Consider the following 21236-nt stretch of genomic DNA (forward strand, 5'->3'; position numbering starts at 1 on the left):
ACTCTTTCCGATCCATTGGCATTAGCTTACCCAAACGGTCACCGGCGTTCTGAAACGGTGCGTGCGGCATTTTCGACGAGTGGCCCGAAACTGTCGCTGAAGCCTTCCGCCGACCATTCCTGCAGGCTGCCAGCCACATGAATTGCGCCGACCGGATTTCCGCCCGCATCAAGAATGGCCGCGCCAATAGCAACTTCGTTATGCAGAAGCTGGCGACACAAGACAGAATGCCCGCGTTCCCGCGTGGCATTCACCTGCTCCATCACCTCTTCCAGGGAGCGAATCGTATGGGGCGTGAAAGGCGTCAGGTCGGAACGGCTGACGATATCCGCGATTTTTTCGTCGGGCAGTCGTGAAAGAATGGCAACGCCACCCGCCGTGCAATAGGTCGGAACGGCATGGCCGACGAGCGTCGCGCTGAAGATTTCGTGCTTTGATGGCATGCGCACGGCGTAGACAACCCGGACATCGTCGAAAAGCGAAAGATCGACGCGTTCACGCACGCGGCGACGGAGCTCCAACATGATCGGGTTGGCGCGTTGTAGCATCGGATTGAGCCGCAACAGATCATGAGTCATATCGAGGATGCGCAAGCCCGGCAGGTAACCGCGATCTGCGGGATCGCGGGCGATCACATCAAGTTTTTGCAGTGAATGGACGATGCGCTGGGCTGCGCTTCGATCGATCCCAGCTGCAGTCGCTATCTGGCTCAGCGACAGCGGATGCCGTGCCTTCTGAAACGCCATCATGACAGCCACGGTCCGCGCAACAGAGCGCAGGAACAATGGATCTTCATTATAGGCTTCCCCCTCATCGGGGTCAAAAGTGGAGATGCCGCCCAAGTCTCGAAATGTGTTCATGGGAAAAATCTTTAGTCGCCGTTCAAGGATTGACAAGTACCAAAATTGGTCCCTAAGATAAAAATAGATATAGATGTATCGCTGACAGATACACGTTCCTGCCCGAGGGGGCAAATCGATGAAATGGGAGTATGCTCGTGTCAAAACGCGTGGCTGTCGCTGGCTTTTTGCATGAAACAAACACGTTTGCTGCGGCTCCAGCCGATATGGCGGCATTCGTTCAAGGTGGCGGTTATATTCCGCTGTCGCGCGGTGACGCGATTGTCGATCACGCGCAAGATGTCAATCTGGGCATTGCCGGTGCGCTGAAATTTGCACATGAAGCGGGATGGGAAATTGTGCCGATCCTGTGGGCAGGGGCCATACCGTCTGCACCGGTCACAGAAGATGCTTATGAAACCATCGTCTCGGAAATCGTTGCCGGGCTGAAGGATTGTGGTCCGCTCGACGGGATTTTCATCGACCTGCACGGTGCAATGGTTGCTGCGCATGTCGATGACGGTGAAGGTGAATTGCTTGAGCGGATTCGCGTCGTCCGCCCGGAAGAGCCGATTGCAGTCGCGCTCGATCTGCACGGCAACATTACAAAGCGCATGTTCGAACTTTCCGATGTGATGGTCGGTTTCCGCACTTATCCGCATGTCGATATGGCTGAAACCGGTTATCGTTCGGCCAAGGCGTTGCAGGCCCTGATTGATAAATCGGATGTCTGGCCGCATGGCTGGCACAAGACCATGCGTCAGGGCGACTATCTCATCCCGATTGCCTGGCAATGCACGGACGAGCAACCCGCCAAGGCCCTCTATGACATGACGGTTGACCTGCCGGAAAATGTGCTGACAGCCTCGCTTTTCATGGGGTTTCCCGCCGCTGATTTTGCTGAATGCGGCCCTTCTGTCTTCGCCTATGGCTGGGACCACGCCGCGGTTGAGCGTTGCGCGGACGCCATCGCCAATGCGCTGGCCGCGGCGGAAGGGTCGTTTGCAGGCATTGCCTATCAACCCGAGGAAGGGGTCGAAAAGGCGATTGAACTCTCCCGCGATGCAAAGCGACCCATAGTAATTGCCGATACGCAGGACAATCCCGGCGCCGGAGGCAGTTCCGACACGACAGGAATGCTCCGGGCACTTGTGGCCTGCGGTGCCAATAGGGCATCCATCGGCTGCATGCACGATCCGGAGGCGGCGGCACTCGCCCATCGCGCTGGCGAGGGAGCAGAAATTGAAATTTCGCTGGGCGGCAAATCCGGGATAGCCGGCGACGAGCCGTTCACAGCCCGGTTTCAGGTCGAGAAACTGTCTGACGGGAAAGCCCATGCAACCGGGCCCTATTATGGCGGCACGTGGCTCAACATGGGACCATCAGCATGTCTGCGGCTTGGCGGCACGCGCGTGGTCGTGACGACCAATCTGGCGCAGATGGCCGACCGCGCCCTGTATCGCATGGTGGGTATAGAGCCGGAACAGGAAGCCATTCTTGTCAATAAAAGCTCTGTCCATTTTCGCGCAGATTTCGCGCCGATTGCCGAGAAACTTTTAGTCTGCACGGCTCCCGGAGCCATGCCGCTGAGCCCGGCCCAACTATCATGGAAACATCTTCGCTCGGGCATCCGGCTCGAGCCGCTAGGGAAAGAATTCAATCCATAAATAAAGAAAAAACCTTCAGAGGAACCACATAAATGCTGTTTTTCAAATCCCCCACCTCCGGTCCCATTCTTCGCCGGTTGAAATACGGAATAGCCGCTTCTCTGATCGCACTCGGTGCTGGCAGTTTATCAAGCAACGCATGGGCTGAAACAACCCTGACAGCCGTCATGCATTCGGATCTGCGTATCCTTGATCCAGTTATCACGACGGCGCATATCACACGCGATCATGCCTATATGATCTATGATGTGCTGATCGCCGTGGACGAGAATTTCAAACCGCAGCCACAAATGGCAGACTGGACGATTTCAGACGACCAGAGAGTCTACACTTTTACGCTGCGTGACGGTCTCAAGTTCCACGATGGCGCACCTGTCACCGCAGCCGACGCCGTGGCGTCACTGCAACGCTGGGCCAAGCGCGACGCGGGCGGCCAGCTCATCATGGACATCACGGAGTCGCTCAAGGCCACCGACGACAAGACGCTGGTATGGACGCTGAAGGAACCTTTCGCGCCGTTCCTCGATACGCTGTCCAAGCAGGCGGCCCTGCCGCCTTTCATCATGCCAGCCCGCATCGCTGCGACCCCCGCCGATACGGCGATTACCGAACATATCGGTTCGGGCCCTTTCAAATTCGTGCCTGCGGAATTCCAGCCAGGCGTCGGCGTCAGTTATGTCAAGAACGAGGATTACGTCCCGCGCAAAGAGCCTGCGAGCTGGATGGCCGGGGGCAAGATCGTGAATGTGGACAAGGTCCGCTGGGTCACGATGACCGACGCGCAGACTGCGGTCAACGCGCTGATGAGCGGCGAAGTCGATTACATGGAGCAGGTGCCGGTCGATCTGGTCCCGCTGTTCGACGGCGACGATTCCGTCGTTCTGGAAAAGCGCGATCCGCTCGGCTACCAGACCATGGGGCGTCTGAATTTCAAGCATCCGCCTTTCGACAATCCGGATATCCGGCGCGCTGCCTTTCTGGCAATGTCGCAGGAACCGGTGCTGGCAGCGCTGATGGCGGACCCGAGCTATTACAAGGTTTGTGGCGCGATTTTCGGTTGTGGCACACCGAATGCCACGGATATCGGCGCCGAAAGCCTAACGGCGAAGGGCAATATCGAGGAAGCCAAGGCGCTCCTGAAAAAGGCTGGTTATGACGGCACGCCGGTCGTGATGATGCAGCCGACCGATGTGACCAGCCTGTCGCCCCAGCCGGTTGTTGCCGCGCAGCAATTGCGTGCGGCCGGTTTCACGGTCGATATGCAGCCGATGGACTGGCAGACGCTGGTTGGTCGCCGCGCCTCCAAGGATGAGCCTTCAAAGGGCGGCTGGAACATTTTCTTCACCAACTGGCAGATTCCCGAAATTGCAACGCCGCTCAATTCGGTGATGCTCAATGGTCGTGGCGATCAGGGCTGGTTCGGCTGGCCGAAGGACGACCAGATCGAAGCCCTGAAGAAGGACTATATAGCCGCGCAATCGCCGGAAGACCGCAAGGCCGTGGTCGAGAAGATACAGGCGCATACGCTTGAAAATGTGCTCTATATCCCGCTCGGTGAGTACAACCCGCCACAGGGCCGCCGCGCCAATGTGGTCGAAATGCTCGGCTCGCCAGTGCCGGTCTTCTGGAATGTGAAAAAGACAGAGGAATAATTCTGCCCCGGCTATCGCGCTGCAAATCTCTCTGGCGCGATAACTCCCTGTCCAACGCGGAACCGGCTCCTCCCTCCGGTTCTGCCTCACACGGGACGTGTATATGGCTGTCTATCTGATAAAACGCATTTTTGCGCTCGTGCCGGTTCTGTTGCTGGTATCGATCTTCGTCTTCCTCCTTTTACGTCTCACGCCCGGCGATCCGGCGGCAATCCTCGCAGGCGATGCCGCGACGACCGAGCAACTGGAGCGTATTCGTGAGGCCATGGGTCTCAACGAGCCGATCCTGACGCAATATTTCACCTGGATGGGCAAGATATTGCAGGGCGATCTCGGCGTGTCGCTGATCTCTGGCGTTCCGGTGCTGGACATGGTTTCGCAACGCATCGGTCCGACCATTTCGATTGCCGTTCTGACCATCATCATTGCGGTTCTGGTGGCTATCCCCATGGGCGTTGTCGCAGCCTGGCGGCATCGTTCCTGGATCGACTATCTGGTCATGAGCTTTTCGGTTCTCGGCTTTTCCGTGCCCGTGTTTTTGGTCGGTTATGTGCTGTTGTTGATCTTCTCCGTCAATCTCGGCTGGCTGCCGGTGCAAGGTTTCAAGCCGATTTCATCGGGCTTCGGCGGTTTTATGGAACGGGCCATTCTGCCCGCCCTGACATTGGCCTCGATCTATATCGCGCTTATCGCCCGCATGACCCGTGCGGCGATGCTTGATGTGTTGGGTGAGGACTATATTCGTACCGCGCGTGCCAAGGGTGTGAGCGACCGCCGCCTTCTTTTCGTGCACGCGCTCAAGAACGCTGCCGTGCCGGTCGTGACGATTGTGGGTACGGGCTTTGCCTTGCTGATCTCCGGTGTCGTCGTCACCGAGAGCATCTTCAATATTCCGGGCATCGGTCGCCTGACCGTGGATGCCGTGCTCGCGCGCGACTATCCCGTCATTCAGGCCATGATCCTTTTGACGAGCGCGCTTTATGTGTTCGTCAACTTGCTGATCGACCTTTCCTACACCCTGTTCGACCCAAGGATTCGTTATTGATGCGCTCTGAATCGACATCGGCGGGCATGCACTGGATGCTTCGCCTGTTCTCGTTGCCGCGCGTCGCTCGCGTCGGTATCGGGCCACTGGTTGCGGGCGCTCTTCTCGCCGCAATCGTTCTGCTTACCCTCATCTCACCCTGGATCGCACCGCACGATCCTCTGGCTATGAACCCGTTGATGCGTCTGAAACCGCCTTCGGATGAATATCTGCTTGGCACGGACAATTATGGTCGCGACCTCTTCTCGCGCATGATCCTCGGCGGGCGCATATCCCTCCTGATCGGGCTTCTCGCAGCGGCGGCATCGATTGCAGCCGGTGTGTTTATCGGTCTCATCGCCGGTTTCTTCCGTACTGCCGATACCATCATCATGCGCATGATGGATGCCCTGATGGCGATGCCTTCGATCCTGATTGCCATCGCACTCGTTGCGCTCAATGGGCCGTCCATCGGTTCGGTGATCGCTGCGATCACCATTCCCGAAATCCCACGCGTGGTGCGTCTGGTCCGTTCGGTTATTCTGAGCGCCAGAGAGGAGCCCTATGTTGAAGCGGCAATGGCCCTCGGGTCCAGCACACCGAAAATTCTCTTCCGGCACCTTCTGCCGAATACGATGGCGCCCTTGATCGTGCAGGGCACCTATATCGTCGCATCAGCAATTCTGACCGAAGCGATCCTTTCATTCCTGGGTGCGGGTATCAGCACTGAAATTCCGACCTGGGGGAACATCATGGCGGAAGGCCGCCAGTTCTTCCGCATCAAGCCGTCGATTGTGCTTTGGCCCGGCCTTTTGCTGACATTGTGCGTGTTGTCGATCAATCTTCTGGGCGATGCAGCGCGCGATAGTCTCGATCCACGTCTCAAGAAGCGGGAGGGCTGATATGGAACTGCGCAATCGTGATTTCTCGCAAGAGCCTGTTGTGCTTGAGGTGGAGAACCTCATCGTTGCCCTGCCGGGTGGCACGCCCGTCCTGCGTGATGTCAGCTTTGATATCCGCAAAGGTGAAACGGTTTGCCTTGTCGGTGAATCCGGATCAGGCAAATCCGTGACCTCCCTGACGGCGATGGGACTGTTGCCCAAGGATGCCCTCAAGGTGAAAGGCGGCGCAATCCGGCTGGATGGCAACGACCTTCTCAAACTGTCGCTTGCCGATATGAAGAAAATGCGCGCCACGCGCATTTCCATGATCTTTCAGGAACCGATGACGGCGCTCAATCCTGTCATGCGGGTTGGCGAACAGATCACCGAGGTCCTCGACATTCACACAGCACTGTCGGCGGAAGCCAAACGCGCCAAAGTCATCAACATCATGGAACAAGTGCACCTGCCGGATGTGGAGCGCATCTATCAGAGCTATCCGCATCAGCTTTCCGGTGGTCAGCGCCAGCGCATCATGATCGCCATGGCGCTCATTCTGGAGCCGATGCTGTTGATTGCCGATGAACCGACCACGGCGCTTGATGTGACGACGCAAAAGCAGATTCTGTCGCTGATTGCTGAATTGCAGGAAAAGCATGGAACCGCCGTGCTGTTCATCACGCATGATATGGGTGTGGTTGCCGAAATCGCAGATCGTGTCTGCGTGATGCGCAGCGGCGAGATCGTGGAGCGCGGCACCATCCGGCAGGTGCTGACGCGGCCGCAGCAGCAATATACCAAAGACCTGCTCGGTTCGGTGCCAAGTCTCGTTCCACGAGCGGCGCGCGAACCGCTGGGACATGATCCTGTTATCCGCGTCCGCAATCTTGGCATGACCTATCAGAGCGGCAGCATTTTCAGCAGAAAGCCCGGTGTCAAAGCATCGCGCGAGGTGACCTTCGATCTGCAACCGGGTCGCACGCTCGGTATCGTCGGTGAATCCGGTTCTGGCAAGACGACGGTAGCGAGATCTATCATGCGCCTGATCGAGCCGACCGAAGGTGAAATCGTTGTCGACGGTCGCGATATCGCCCATCTCGGCAAGCGCGATATGAAGCCGTTTCGTAAAAAACTTCAGGTCGTTTTTCAGGACCCGTTCCGCTCGCTCAATCCGCGCTGGACCATCGAGCAGAGCCTGACCGAAGGCCCGGTGAATTATGGTGTCCCTTATGAGGAGGCCGTGGCGGAAGCCAAGCGGCTCCTGAAGATCGTATCGTTGCCGGAAGATGCTTTGAAGCGTTATCCCCACCAGTTCTCGGGCGGGCAGCGCCAGCGCATCGCTATCGCCCGCGCGGTTGCGCTGCGCCCGGATATTCTGGTTGCAGACGAGGCAGTGTCGGCGCTTGATGTGTCGGTGCAGGCGCAGGTTCTCGATCTTCTGGCGGAACTACAGAAGGACACCGGTATCGCCATCATCTTCATCACGCACGATCTGCGGGTCGCAGCGCAAATTTGTGATGAAGTGCTGGTGATGAAGCGTGGCGAGGTGGTCGAGCAGGGTGAGGCCGCCAACGTTCTGGGCAGCCCGTCACATGACTACACGCGCGCACTGATTGAGGCGGCACCCGGTCGCTTCTGGGATTTTGCGGCGGGCCAGCCCGTCGCCTAATTGGGGGCCGCAGGGAGCGGCCCCGATTTTCCGAGTGATTTTGAACAGGAATGAAATCATGCCCATCATACCGTTTATTGAGGAGAAAGCCGGCGAGATGCGCGCGGTTTTCGAGGATCTGCATCGCCATCCCGAGATTGGCTTTGAGGAGAAACACGCTTCGGGTGTCGTTGCCGGTCTTTTGGAAAAGTGGGGCTTCGATGAAGTTCATACCGGCATTGCCAAGACCGGCGTCGTCGGCATCCTGAATGGGCGCAACGCCGGCAATCGTCGGGTCGGCCTTCGCGCGGATATGGATGCGCTGCCCATCGACGAAATTTCCGGCGTTCCTTATAGCTCGCAAAATCCCGGACGCATGCATGCCTGCGGCCATGACGGACACACAACAATGCTGCTGGGCGCCGCGCAATATCTGGCCGCAACCCGCAATTTTGAAGGCAGCGTTGTATTCGTTTTCCAGCCCGCTGAAGAAGGGCTCGGCGGTGCGCGCGGCATGATCGCGGAAGGCCTGTTCGAGCGCTTCCCGTGCGATGAAATCTATGGCATGCACAACCAGCCTCTGGGCACGCTTGGCAAAGCCGTCATCCGCAAGGGCGCGGCCATGGCCGGTGCCAGCTTCTTCGACATCAAGCTGACCGGCAAAGGCAGCCATGCCGCCCAGCCGCATAATGCGCGCGATGTACTGGTGATCGGTGCCGATCTGGTCGGTCAGTTGCAGACCATTGTTTCCCGCAACATTCCAGCGACCGAAGCCTGTGTCGTTTCCTGCACGCAGTTCCACACCGGCAGCGCCTATAACATCGTGCCGGAAGTCGCGACGATCACCGGGACGATCCGCTATTTCGAAAAGCGCGTCTGCGATCTTGCTGAAAGCCGCTTGCGCGAGATTTGCGCCGGTGTGGCTGCGGGTTACGGCATCACGGTTGATGTCGATATTCGCAATGTGTTCGATGTGCTGCGTAACGATCATGAACTGGCCGACGCCTATGTCGCGGCTGCACGCGATGTGCTGGGCGAAGAAAATGTGACCGACGACTGCCCGGCTTTCATGGGCAGTGAGGATTTTGCCGATATGCTCGCCCGTGTACCTGGCGCTTACATCAATGTGATGCATGGCGGCAAATCCGCCCTTCACAATCCCGCCTTTACGCTCGATCCCGCGACGCTGCCCATCGGGTCGTCTATCTATGCCCGGATCGTGGAAACTCGCCTGCCAGTGAATAAGGAATTAGCCGCATGAGTGCGCATGAACTGCCGTTTGATCTCGACGATATGATTGCGCGCCTGCGCCCATGGATCGAGACGGAAAGCCCGACCTTCGACGCGGCGGCCGTAAACCGCATGGTGGATGCTGCGGCTTATGATTTTGCCGCCGCCGGTGCAAGCATCGAATTCATTCCTGGACGCATGGGCTATGGCGGCTCATTGCGCGCACGCTTTCCGCATGCGGATCAGGGCAAGCCGGGCGTTCTGGTGTCCGGCCATCTTGATACTGTGCATCCACTAGGCGTCATCGATGTGAACCCCTATCGCCGCGAAGGCGGCAAGATTTATGGTCCCGGCATTCAGGACATGAAGGGCGGCAATTTCGTCGCTCTGGAAGCGATGCGCCAGATCGTTCGCTCGGGGCTGACGACAAAACTGCCTGTTACGTTCCTGCTGACACCCGACGAAGAAGTCGGCACGCCTTCGACGCGCGACCTGATCGAACAGGAGGCGCTCAAGAACAAATATGTGCTGGTGCCCGAACCGGCGCGGCGCGATGGCGGCGCTGTGGTGGGGCGCTATGCAATTGCCCGCTATAATCTCGAGACGGTCGGACGCCCCAGCCATGCCGGCTGGCTTTTGGCGGAAGGCCGTTCCGCCATCCGCCGCATGGCGGAAAAGATCATCGATATCGAAGCGCTCACTACGGATGACTGCACCTTCTCCGTCGGGGTTATTCAGGCGGGGCAATGGGTCAATTGCGTTTCCTCAAACTGCAAGGCCGAAGCGCTTAGCATGGCCAAGACCCAGAAAGACCTCGAGGAAGGCGTTGCGCGGATCATGGCGCTTGCGGGCGTGAAAGACGATGTCGAATTCATCGTGACCCGCGGCGTGACCCGCCCGGTTTGGGAAAATGCGCAGCCGCAGGATATGGAGCTCTTCAACTTCGCCAATGACATTGCCAAGGAGATTGGCTTTACCATGACCGCACAAAGTTCGGGCGGTGGATCGGACGGTAATTTCACCGGCGCGCTCGGTATCCCGACGCTCGATTCCATTGGCGTGCGCGGCGAAGGCCTGCATACTTTGGGCGAGCATATCTTCGAGGACAGTCTTGTCGAACGGGCACGGCTCCATGCGGGCCTGTTCCTCGGTCTTGAATAAAGCGTGACGGGTGCGGCATGCTCGATGCAAAGTCGGATGAGATGAAACTTGATGCCCATCAGATCACGGGCCTGAAAGAGAACGTCGCCATCACGGTGGATCGGTGGGGTGTTGCTCATATTCGAGCCAACAACCTTCATGATCTTTTCTTTGCACAGGGTTGGAACGCCGCACGAGACCGCCTCTGGCAGATCGATGTGGCGCGCAAGCGCGGCCTCGGCCTGCTGGCGCGCGACTTCGGCCCCGGTTATCTTGAACAGGACAAGGCTGCACGGCTGCTGCTCTATCGCGGCGATATGGCTCCCGAATGGAACGCCTATGGGCCAGATTCGGAAGAAATCTGCACCGCATTCGCCGGTGGCATCAACGCCTATGTCGATGCCTGCGATGCGGGGTCGATAGCACTTCCTCCTGAATTTCTGCTACTGGGCAATCGACCGGATCGCTGGAAGCCGGAAGATGTCGTGCGTGTGCGGACTCACTCGCTCACGCGCAATGCATCGTCCGAACTTCTGCGGTCGAAAGTGATGGCAGCCGCCGGGATCGAAATTGGCGCAAAACTCGATCAGTTACGGAAAGAATTGTCGCACGGTGTCGTGCCGCAACCGGTTGACGGGTTCGATCCGGTGATCATGACGGATCGGGTTCTGCGCGATTTCAATCTCGCCGTCAGCCCGGCGACCTTCTCCATGGACCGGCTTGCAGCCACGCTTGAGGAGGCCAGCCTCTGGACCACGATTACCCCGTCTGGTGAAATCGTCAGGGCTGCTTTCGAAGAAGGGTCGAACAACTGGGCGATATCAGCGGCGAAAACCAGTACGGGTCGGCCAATTCTGGCGCTCGATCCGCATCGCACACATGTCTTGCCGTCGATCCGTTATGTCGTGCACCTGTCCATGCCGGGGCTGGACGTGATCGGTGCCGGTGAGCCGATGGTGCCCGGCATATCGATGGGCCACAACGGCACTGCCGCTTTTGGATTGACCATTTTCGGTGCGGACCAGGAAGATATTTATGTCTATCGAACAAAGGAAAGCGACCCCGATCTTTATGCCTATGGCGAGGACTGGGAAGCCGTCAAGACGATAGAAGAACCGATTTCCGTCAAGGGATATCCAGATCAAACGGTTGCGCTGAAATTCACCCGCCACGGCCCTCTTCTCTATCAGGATGCTGAAAGTAATCGTGCCTTCGCATTGCGCACCGTCTGGATGGACCCGGGTATGGCGCCCTATATGGCCAGTCTTTCGGTCATGCGTGCAACCAGTTATGCGGACTATGCGGATGCACTGGCAGGCTGGGGCTGCCCATCCGTTAATCATATCTATGCCGATACCAGCAACACGATCGCGTGGAAGCCATCCGGAGCGACGCCCGTTCGCAAAAATTGGGACGGGCTTCTCCCTGTGCCGGGCGATGGGCGTTATGAATGGGACGGATATTTACCGCCGCAAGTCGGTCCTCAAGAGATCAACCCCGCTCGCGGTTTCGTGGCGACGGCTAATGCGATGAATGTGCCCGACGATTGGTCGCGTTCGAATCCGGCCATCGGCTATGAGTGGCTCGACAGCAGCAGGCATAATACGCTTCATAACGAACTATCCCGAATGGATCCAATTTCGATAGCCGATTGCGCGCGCCTGCAATGCTCAACTTTTTCACCGATTGCCGCGCGCGTGTGCGCCTGTTTATCAGCCATGCCAGCGGTGACTGCATCACGGGTCTGGCCGCTGCTTCGAGACTGGGATGGCGATCTCGCAGCCGGATCTGCGAGCGCTGCGTTTTTTGAGGTTTGGTTCAGCAAGCATCTCGGTCCGCTTGCCGCTCGATCGGAGGGCGCGACGCCGCAGATTATCCCGTTGCTCAGGCCATTTGATGCACCGAGCATCGTGACCTGGCTGGAAGGCGCACAGGCCGATGAGCAGGTGGTTGAGCGCATCATCCAAAGCCTCAATGACGGCTGGGCAGAGTGCGAAACCCTGATGGGTACTGATCCTGATTGCTGGTCATGGGGACAAATCCACAAGCTGTATTTGCAGCACCCGCTGCAAGCGCTTACCGAAGAAAACTGGTCTCTGCCACCCATCGGTCTCGGCGGAAGCAGTTCGACACTCAACTATGCCAATTATCGTCTTGAGGATTTTTCTGTTCTGGCCGGGCCGTCTGTCCGCATGGTGATCGATGTTGGGGCTTGGGATAACAGCCTGTTTGTCAATAATCCCGGACAGTCGGGCATTCCAGAAACATCACATTATCAGGACCTTCTTGAGAATTGGCACGAGGGAATTCATTGTCCGCTCGTCTATTCGCCAAAGGCGATACAAGCCGCAGCCAAGCACACGATCATGCTAAAAGCATAGTTGCGGGATATTCAGATAAATTGCGGAAGATATCAGGCCGTCACTTTCCGCCCGGCCTATTACCTTTCAGCAGTAATCATATCACCAATCATCGGACCGATTTTGACAATAAGCGAAGGAAAAATCCCCCGCCAATAAGAGAGGCAAGCAGGCCCGCCGACATGGGCCACGGATAGGCGAGATTGCGCCCAAGCCAATCTGCAAATACGAGCAGCAAGGCGCCGAGCAGAGCGCTGGCCAGAAGTCGCATCGTCATCCCTCGGAACCCGAGCATTGCTGCAAAATGCGGCACCATAAGACCAATGAAGCTGACGGGCCCGACAGTGATCGTCGCCGCCGTTGTTCCAAGTCCTGCAATGGCAAGAAGGATCGCCCGGCTTGACGAAACTTTAAGGCCAACAGAGCGCACCGTTACATCGCCCAATGGAAAGATATCCAGCGGTCGCCTGAACAGAAGGGCTGCAAGCAGAACGATAGTCGCGCAGATGCAAACCAAAGCCGCGTCATTCCAGCCGATGTTACCCATCGAACCTGAAAACCAGTTCAGGAGGCCAGCCACCCGCGGATTGCCACTGGCGAGAAGCAGGATCATCAGAGCATGGAACATGCTCCCCAAGCCAACGCCGATGAGAAGAACGCGTTCGGGCTGAAAAGCAGTACGCCAGCCGATCCCGGCAATGACACTCAGCACGACCAATGCGCCGAAGGTGGCGACGGCAAGCTTGGAAAAGCCGCTCGCATCGCCCATGAAGAGCACCGCGATTGCAAGCCCAAAACCCGCACCATAGCCAATGCCGAGCAAGTCAGGACTGGCCATCGCATTTCGCAGCGTACCCTGCAGAACAAGGCCCGCAACTGCCAGACATATGCCGGCGCCCGCCGCAGCAAAAATTCTTGGCCCGCGCCACCCTGTTACGGCCTCTGGCGCGGCAAAACTCCAGCCGTCAGGCGTATTCGACACCAGCACTGAAAGGATCATGCAAAAGGCAAGAGCGCATGAAAGTGCAAAGAGGAGGCGCAACGGCTTCTGGAGTCTCTTTCCAGTCGAGGTACCTTCTTGTGCTGACGAAACACCGGGCAGACGAACGCGGCTTGCCAGAATGACGAGAATTGGTCCTGTGAAGAGGCCCGTAGCGGCGCCTGCGGGAATATTGCCGACGAAAGGCGCAATGGCCCGCAACAGCTGATCGATACCGACAAGCAGCAACGCGCCGAGCAAAGCCGACCACACGAGCCTGCGCCCGTCCTGTCCGGGGGCAAAGGCGCGCGCAAGGTTGGGCGCGGCAAGTCCGATCATACCAATCAGCCCAAGACTGCTGGTAATGACAGCAGCAGTCGCGGCAGCGGCGGCAAGCAGAACCAGCCGCATCATTGCTGGTGAAATCCCAAGCCCCTTCGCCTGGTTATCACCGAGCGATAGAAGATTGAGCGGTCGTTGCAGAATGAAGATGAGCACTGCAAGCGGCAGGAGGCGTGGAAGCAGATAGAGACAGACTTCCCACCCACCCTGCTCCAGGGAACCTGCCTGCCAGGTCAGCAGGTTGATGAGGTAATCATGATTGAAGAGTACAAGCAGGCCGAAGATTGCGTTGCAATAAAGTCCAACCATCAAACCGGCCAATACGACAGTCGTCGAAGAAAACTGTCCGCGAGAGGCGATGAACAGCGAAAGGCTGAGTGCCATTCCCGCACCGATGATTGCTATAGCTTCATTCCTCGCGATCCACAGGCCGGGTGCGAAAACCAGGGTGAAAGCCAGTGCGATCTGCGCGCCGGAGGCGACGCCCAAAAGTCCGGGTTCAGCCAGCGGATTGCGCAGAACGGTTTGAAACACCGCGCCGCCAAGCCCGAGCGCACCGCCCACGAGCAGGCCGACCGCAAGACGCGGCAGAAAGCTGTAATAACCGATCACATGGCGCGGATCGTCGGGATTGGGAGCTGTTATAATATGCAGCCATTCTGCGGGCTTAGCGATGCTAAGAAAGCCCTGGACAATCAACAGCGCTACACATGCCACCGAGAAGGCCAGCATTATCCAGCGCAGGGAGGATTGTCGCGGGCGGGCGCAGGTTGTTTCAAGGCCGCTCACGCCATGTTCTCCAATGCCGAGGCGATGAGGTCCGCCAGATGGGCCGCGGAAGGCACGCCGCCAAAGGGATGAAACTGGTTCAGCCATGCGACGCGTCCATCGCGCACCGGTCGGAGCAGTTTCCACATGGTGTTTTGCTGTAAGGAGCGTTCGGTCTGAATCCGTTGCGAGGGAATGTCCACGACGAGAAATGCCGCGTCAGCGCTTTCCACCAGCTGATCAAGCCCGACACGAGCCATGCCGGTTCCATTCACCGGGCCAGACCAGACATTCGAAAGTGCGAGTTTTCGCAACACGGCATCGGGAAGCGTGCCTTCGCCATACATGGTCATTTCACGGCCGCCAATATCAGGCAGCATGACACCCACCGCATACTTATGTTTTGAGACCGTTTCACGCGCCTTTGCAAAGCGCGTTTCCGCATCCTCCACCACGGAAGATGGCACGGAAGGCGAAACACCACACAAATTCGCGACGCGCTTCAATATCTCGATCGCCAGCTGGTATCGTTCGACATCGGGCGTCGTGATGCTCGGCACCAGCGCGACACGGGCAACATCGGCGATGCGCGGGGTCATCACCAGATTATAATCCGTCGCGATCACAAAATCGGGCTTCAGCGCTGCAAGCGCTTCAAGATTGATCTCCCAGAAAGGCCCGACATCAACGACCGTTTCCGGTAAAACCGGCGCCGCCATACGCTGACGGTAGAAACTTGTATCGGAAAGCCCCACGGGTACAATTCCGAACGAGAGCATGGCTTCCGCCGCGGCCCAATCGATCGCCACGACACGCGGAGCAGATGCGGCGGCGACTGCGGAACCAAAGCCTGAAAGCCCCGCGCAAAGCGCGAGGCCCGAACCCAATATTATCTGGCGACGTGTCAGCACAGCAGTTGCCTTAGAAGCTGACCTTCACCCGGCCAATAACCGAGCGGCGGTCGCCTTCATAGCAGCTGACGGTATCTTCACAGGTGGTGAAATACTTCTTGTCGAAAAGGTTCGTCGCGTTGAGCTGAAAGGTCATGTCCTTGTATTTGTAGCTCACACCGGCGTCGACCAAAGTGCGGCCGTCAACCTTGACGGTATTGGCCTTGTCACCATAGCTGGAACCGACATAACGCACGCCGCTACCAAGGCTCAAGCCTTCCAAAGCGCCGCTGTTGAATGTGTAATTCAGCCATGCCGAGGCCTGATGTTCAGGCACCATCGTCGACTGCTTGCCGATATAGGCAGCGGCGTCTTCGGTGATTTCGGTATGGGTGTAGGTATAGGACCCAATGAAGTCCCAGCCATAGGAAAGGTTGACTTTGCCTTCCAGTTCCAGACCGCGTGAATGGACCTCGCCGGTTGCCTGCGGGCCATCGATGTAGCTGTAGGAAACAACATTCGACTTCACGATGTCGAACCACGCCATCGTGAACAGGCCGTCAAATTCCTTCGGCCGGTATTTGACGCCAGCTTCCCACTGACGCCCTTCCGACGGATCGAAGGTGTTGCCGCTATTGTCCGTGCCAAGATTTGGAACGAAGGATTCCGAATAGCTGACATAAGGCGCGATCCCCCATGGCGTGACATAGGTGATGCCGGCGCGACCGCTGAACTTGCCGATATTCTGGTCGGTATCGCTGTCGTCGAGACGATTGTGATTGTCGAGGTTCAGCCAGTCATAGCGACCGCCGAGTGTGACGATCCAGCTGTCGTTGAACTTAATCTGATCCTGCGCATAGACACCGGTCTGATTGTATTTCTGACGATAGCTCTGCGTCAGCGTCGTCGGCACGGCGATCGGAATACCGTAAGACGGGTTGAACGGATTGAGGCTCGGCGCCGGGTCACGATATTGCGTGACATCGGAGTTGGAATAGGAATAGTCAAGACCGAGCAACGCTTCATGCGCGATATTGCCGTTTTCAAATTCGGCAACTGCCTGATTGTCTACGACAAAGCCGCTCATGTTCTCGTCGAAACGGCGCGCCTGCCGGGTAATCCCCGTCGGTCCGAGACCGAGCGCCAGCACGTTGTCAAGGAGGAAACTCACCTGACCGTAACGCAGGTTCTGCTTCAACGTCCAGGTGTCGTTCAGATGATGTTCGAACTCATAGCCGATACTGCCCTGCTTCTGCACGCTTCTGTTGAAGTCGGGATCACCAACCAGAATATTCGGAGAGTTCGGATAGAGATTGCTGATCGTGGCGGGCAGAACGCTGCCGCCGCTGTCGTCACGCAAAAGCTGGCCGGAGACAGTCAGCGACGTGTCGGCGTCCGGCGCCCAGGTGAGCGACGGTGCAAACATGTAGCGGTCGTCCTTGACCTCGTCGCCATTGGAATATTCGAACTGCGTATCGCTTTTGCGCACCACGCCGATCATACGATAAAGCAGCGTCTTGTCTTCATTGACCGGCCCCGTCAGATCGACGCCGAGCTGCTTGCGGTTATAGCTGCCATATTCCAACGAGGCTTCATGGAAGGCTTCGGCCTGCGGCTTCTTGGTGACGCGGTTGACCAAACCGCCAGCATCGCTCTGGCCATAGAGCGATGACACTGGGCCGCGCAGCACTTCAATCGAATCCAGCTCATAGGGATCGGTGCGGAAGAAGGTGTAGCTGTTGGAAAGCTGGCGCAGCCCATCCTGATAGGAGCTTGTGGACTGGGCGTTGAAGCCACGCATCAGGATCCAGTCATAACCTTTCGGGTCGGGGCCATAGGTTTCAATGGTCACGCCCGGCACATAGCGCAGGATTTCCGTCACGCTTTGCGCATTCTGGGTTTCGATCTGCTTGCGGCTGACCACCGAAACCGACTGCGGCACTTCAATTAAGGGCGTATTGGTCTTGGTTGCGCCTCTGGAGTTTTCGACCACAACGCTGCCCGATGTATCGCCTGCCACTGCGCCTTGCAGAGTAATCGTGTCGAGAAGCAGCGAACCGTCCGCAGCCACGGCTCCCGCCACGCCAGCCTGTTGGGCTGAAATGGTCACGGTGTTACTGCGAATGCGATAGGACAGGCCCGAGCCGGACAGAATGCTCTTCAGTGCTTCCGAGCGGGTAAGCGAGCCTTTTGCGCCAGTGGAATTCTTGCCGCGCACGATATTGGCATCGTAGAAAAGCTGGACGCCGGTATTATTGGAATATTGCACCAGAGCCTTGGACAAAGGCTGCGCCGCAATATTGAAAGATATACGCTGCACCTGTTGCCCGGCACCTGCGGCCTGCGCCCAGACCGGGTTGGTCGCAAACGAAACGACGGCAACCAGTGCGCTTGCTGCCAGAAGATCCAAGAATAGCTTCGATTTGAGAAGAAGAACTGCGCGTCCCTGGCCAATCCCTGTGTGAATTCCGCTCGTCTTATCCACGCGCATGCTGCAATCCCCAATGTCTGACACCCCGCCGACGGGCGGGAAACTCTGTTTCATGGCGGCCGCCAAGCAGCCCCTCAGATGGTTAGACACCTCGGAAGCGCGAACTAATGATCGGTCCGGAAAATATTTTTGATAATTTTTGTCATATTAACGCCGCGTGACGACTGTTACCCAGCCGGAAGCGTTCATAACCTTGACGGGAAGGGTTTCCGCAATGGTGGCAAGCGCCGCTTCCGCATCGCGGGTATCGAAGATCGCCGTCACCGGCATATTGCCTATTTCGGCATCGGTCAGGAAAATCCTGCCCCGGCGATAACGTTCGAGTTCCGTTAGCACACGGCGCAGCGGTACATCTTCAAAGATAACGCGATCATTGCGCCATGCTTCGACGATCTGACTGTCAGAGCGATGCGGCGCGGCGATAGTGCCACCAATGAACGTCAGCTGCCAGCCTTCATCAAGTCGAACTGGCGCAGCATCACCAAAGGCCACCGACACGGCATGTTCAACAACGGAAACGGTCACGGCATCTTCGTCCAGCTTGACATCGAAGGCTGTGCCAAGCGCGGTAATTGTGCCACCTTTGGCGGAAACCACGAAAGGGCGCGTCGCATCGGCGGCAACCTGAAAGAAGCCCTGTCCCTGATGCAGCACCAGATCGCGGCGCTTGTCCGAAAATTCGACCGAAAGGGCGGAATAACTGCCAAGCTCCACCGTGCTGCCATCGGCAAGGGTAAAGCTTCGGCGCTCGCCCACATCCGTCTTGTAGGTCGCAAACAAGCCGGGGCGCGACAGCATATAGCCACCGGGCGCCAGTACCAGCGCCGCGAAGCCGCCCAGAACGACCCCGCGCCTGCTGACACGGTTCGATCCTTTGTACCTATCATATTCCGGTTTCACGGCATCAAAGCGCTGCCACAGAGCTTGCGCACGCTCATAAGCAAGCTGGTGGGCCGGATCGGACGCCATCCAGACCGAGAACGCACGCCGGTCATCGGCGCTAACGGCTTTGTCCTGCAAAAGCACGAACCATTCCAGCGCTTTCATGAAAACCGGGTCAGTCTCGAAATCCTTCATGCCTGTCCACAACTGCCTTGGCTCTTCCTATGCGGAGAGCCGTTTGTCGAGTTCGGCCAGAGCCGCCACAATCTGGGTTATAACCGTATTGCGCGAAATTCCCATACGCGCGGCCACTTCATCGTAAGTGAGGCCTTCGATCCTATTGAGGACGAAAGCCTGACGGCGGCGGGGCGGCAAATCCGCGATGGCCTGCAAAAGACGTCGCAGCTCGCTGCGAAATAGCGCCGTCATTTCCGGCGAAGGCGTGCCGTCGGCGTAACGCTCCGGCGCGTCGTCTTCCAACTCCACATCCGCCCTGCGACGGGCGTCACGTAAGTGATTAAGCGCAAGATTGCGCGCTGTGCGCTTCACATAAGCGGGACCCGGCACCTGTGCCGCATCGTCATAGTGGGAAAGCAGGTTCAGGAAGGCCTGCTGAACGACATCTTCGGCTGCGGCGGCGTTTCCGACAATACGACGCACAAAAGTCCGCAGACTAATCTGCTCGCTCTCATAAAGTTCAGTCAGATCCCAAAACCGGGAAGTCATTCCTTCGCGCGCTCCAGACAACATGTTTACAGCCGCATTTGCGAAATAGCAGCTGTCTCACGCCATAGAGGTCCGAAAAATATCGCGCAATCACAATGATTTAGAAGAATTCTAGGCGGACAAAATAAACATGCATAAATTACTCAGCTTTTATCGTTAGAAAACATCGACTTCGGTTGAAAAATACACGCGCCGGTCGTTGGCGGGGAAAGGCAACCATCAAAATTCTAATATCTTAATGTATCTAAAATATCACATAAATCGCCTTGATTGCTTGGGCGAATATTATCGAAACATCTTTAAACCGGATCTATGCCACCCTCCTGAAAGCCATACGGTGAAACATGATCGCCAGAAGCGCCGGCTCGACAAGCGGCGCGGTATAACGGTATTGCAGGCTGATAGCCTCCCTGTGCATGAATGCTCAGCACATGTGCCGTCCATCGCGCGATCTTCCGGGTCACAACACCGTCAGATACAAACCGTATGGCAAACCTAAAAATCCCATCTGTGGTCGTTGAAAATAGTTTGCGATATTAACGCTCTAACTAGTTCTTGTCGTTCGTTGTTCAGCACAATATGGTTTGGGTGTTAACTCCTGTATTGACCTTTGTTTTTGGACAGAATGCGCATGAATGACAAACGAGGTTCTGGCGCTTCGAAGCCACTTAATCCGGCAACATCATTCCACGAGAATGACCGGCCCACTTTGAAGACGATCGCGTTCATGACTGGGCTCGGTGTCACGACCGTTTCGCGCGCTTTGAAAGATGCTCCTGAAATCGGTCCTGAAACCCGAAAACGCGTTCAGCTTATTGCGCGCCAAATCGGTTATCGCCCCAACCGGGCGGGAGTGCGACTGCGCACAGGCAAGACGAACGTCATCGCACTTGTCCTCAATACACAGGACGAAATCATGGGCTTTACCAGTCAGGTCATTCATGGCGTGGCCGACGTTTTGGCCGAGACCCAATATCATCTGATCGTGACTCCCTATTTCGACTCCAGAGCGCCCATTGAGCCCATACGCTATATCGTAGAGACCGGCTCCGCTGACGGTATCATTTTTTCACGTACCGAGCCCGACGATCAGCGCGTGCACTATCTGATCGAGCATGATTTTCCATTCGCTACCCACGGGCGAACGGATGCAGGCATTGACCATCCATATCACGACTTCGATAATCAAGCATTTGCCCGAAGGATGGTGGGGGAGCTATGCGCTCGCGGGCGCAAAAAGCTTGTGTTGTTGACCCCTCCAGCGCAGCTGACCTATTACCGCCATATGGTCAATGGGTTTTATGAAGGGTTGCGGGAATTTGGTTGCTTCGGTTCGCCATTAGAAGGTGTTGATCTCGATACACCACTTGAATATCTTCGTGTTTATATCGCCGATCTGATGAAAAGCCTTGATCGCCCCGATGGCATCATATGTTCAGGCAGCGCAGCAGCATTGGCTGTTGTTGCGGGCATTGAAGATGCCGGATTGCATATCGGTCAGGAAGTTGATGTTGCGGCGAAGCAGTCCACTCAAATTCTACGCTGGTTCCGCCCCGGCCTGATTGTGGTGGAGGAAAGTTTCAAACTGGCCGGGCAACAGCTCGGCAAGGCGATTTTGGGGCGCATCAATGGAGCGGATATAAAATCGCTCCAGACGATAGGATAATGAAAGCACAAGTTGAGCTACAAGCCGTTCCGACGATCGAACGGCTTGCGC

The 21236-nt window shown here is 57.1% G+C and carries 15 protein-coding genes; 9 read left to right on the top strand and 6 right to left on the bottom strand.

Features of this window, described 5'->3' with window-relative positions; genetic code table 11:
- Positions 1 to 38 precede the first annotated feature (38 nt).
- Positions 39 to 860: an IclR family transcriptional regulator gene (locus tag D8666_RS20320; protein ID WP_109366295.1), complete on the bottom strand. Its 822-nt coding sequence runs from the start codon at positions 858 to 860 to the stop codon at positions 39 to 41.
- Positions 861 to 991: 131 nt separating this feature from the next.
- Here D8666_RS20320 and D8666_RS20325 point away from each other — a divergent pair, with 131 nt between their 5' ends.
- The 8 genes from D8666_RS20325 to D8666_RS20360 all read left to right on the top strand — a co-directional run bounded on the left by D8666_RS20325 (position 992) and on the right by D8666_RS20360 (position 12462).
- Positions 992 to 2506, top strand: coding sequence for a M81 family metallopeptidase (locus D8666_RS20325; protein ID WP_121539210.1), 1515 nt, complete (start codon positions 992 to 994; stop codon positions 2504 to 2506).
- Positions 2507 to 2538: 32 nt separating this feature from the next.
- Complete coding sequence (locus D8666_RS20330; RefSeq protein ID WP_109366297.1) at positions 2539 to 4158, top strand: ABC transporter substrate-binding protein; 1620 nt, start codon at positions 2539 to 2541, stop codon at positions 4156 to 4158.
- Between the two features lie 103 nt (positions 4159 to 4261).
- Positions 4262 to 5203, top strand: coding sequence for an ABC transporter permease (locus tag D8666_RS20335; protein WP_109366298.1), 942 nt, complete (start codon positions 4262 to 4264; stop codon positions 5201 to 5203).
- Entirely contained in the window at positions 5203 to 6084 is an 882-nt protein-coding gene (locus D8666_RS20340) for an ABC transporter permease (protein ID WP_078340590.1), read from the top strand. Before D8666_RS20335 ends, D8666_RS20340 begins: the two co-directional genes overlap by 1 nt.
- A 1-nt stretch (position 6085) precedes the next feature.
- Positions 6086 to 7732 carry an ABC transporter ATP-binding protein gene (locus D8666_RS20345; RefSeq protein ID WP_121539211.1) on the top strand — a complete coding sequence of 549 codons (1647 nt, stop codon included), beginning with the start codon at positions 6086 to 6088 and terminating at the stop codon, positions 7730 to 7732.
- Between the two features lie 58 nt (positions 7733 to 7790).
- Positions 7791 to 8972 (top strand): M20 aminoacylase family protein, encoded by a 1182-nt coding sequence (locus D8666_RS20350; RefSeq protein ID WP_109366300.1) that lies wholly within the window; start codon positions 7791 to 7793, stop codon positions 8970 to 8972.
- Positions 8969 to 10102: a M20/M25/M40 family metallo-hydrolase gene (locus D8666_RS20355; RefSeq protein WP_109366301.1), complete on the top strand. Its 1134-nt coding sequence runs from the start codon at positions 8969 to 8971 to the stop codon at positions 10100 to 10102. Before D8666_RS20350 ends, D8666_RS20355 begins: the two co-directional genes overlap by 4 nt.
- A 17-nt stretch (positions 10103 to 10119) precedes the next feature.
- Positions 10120 to 12462 (top strand): penicillin acylase family protein, encoded by a 2343-nt coding sequence (locus tag D8666_RS20360; protein WP_121539212.1) that lies wholly within the window; start codon positions 10120 to 10122, stop codon positions 12460 to 12462.
- Between the two features lie 88 nt (positions 12463 to 12550).
- Here D8666_RS20360 and fhuB read toward each other — a convergent pair whose 3' ends face one another.
- The 5 genes from fhuB to D8666_RS20385 all read right to left on the bottom strand — a co-directional run bounded on the left by fhuB (position 12551) and on the right by D8666_RS20385 (position 19519).
- Entirely contained in the window at positions 12551 to 14551 is a 2001-nt protein-coding gene (fhuB, locus tag D8666_RS20365) for a Fe(3+)-hydroxamate ABC transporter permease FhuB (protein WP_121539213.1), read from the bottom strand.
- Positions 14548 to 15441: an ABC transporter substrate-binding protein gene (locus tag D8666_RS20370; RefSeq protein WP_235859028.1), complete on the bottom strand. Its 894-nt coding sequence runs from the start codon at positions 15439 to 15441 to the stop codon at positions 14548 to 14550. The genes fhuB and D8666_RS20370 overlap by 4 nt, the downstream gene beginning before the upstream one ends.
- A 10-nt stretch (positions 15442 to 15451) precedes the next feature.
- The gene (locus D8666_RS20375; protein WP_235859029.1) at positions 15452 to 17830 is read right to left on the bottom strand and encodes a TonB-dependent siderophore receptor; all 2379 of its coding nucleotides are present in this window, start codon (positions 17828 to 17830) and stop codon (positions 15452 to 15454) included.
- A gap of 228 nt (positions 17831 to 18058) precedes the next feature.
- A complete protein-coding gene (locus tag D8666_RS20380) occupies positions 18059 to 18988 on the bottom strand; it encodes a FecR family protein (RefSeq protein ID WP_109366304.1) in 930 nt (309 codons plus the stop codon).
- Positions 18989 to 19015: 27 nt separating this feature from the next.
- The gene (locus tag D8666_RS20385; protein ID WP_121539214.1) at positions 19016 to 19519 is read right to left on the bottom strand and encodes an RNA polymerase sigma factor; all 504 of its coding nucleotides are present in this window, start codon (positions 19517 to 19519) and stop codon (positions 19016 to 19018) included.
- Between the two features lie 631 nt (positions 19520 to 20150).
- Between D8666_RS20385 and D8666_RS20390 the strand changes: the two genes are divergently transcribed.
- Positions 20151 to 21185, top strand: a complete 1035-nt coding sequence (locus D8666_RS20390; RefSeq protein ID WP_109366306.1) for a LacI family transcriptional regulator — start codon at positions 20151 to 20153, stop codon at positions 21183 to 21185.
- Positions 21186 to 21236 lie beyond the last annotated feature (51 nt).

Origin of the sequence: Ochrobactrum soli, from assembly GCF_003664555.1 — a bacterium.
GTDB lineage: Bacteria > Pseudomonadota > Alphaproteobacteria > Rhizobiales > Rhizobiaceae > Brucella > Brucella teleogrylli.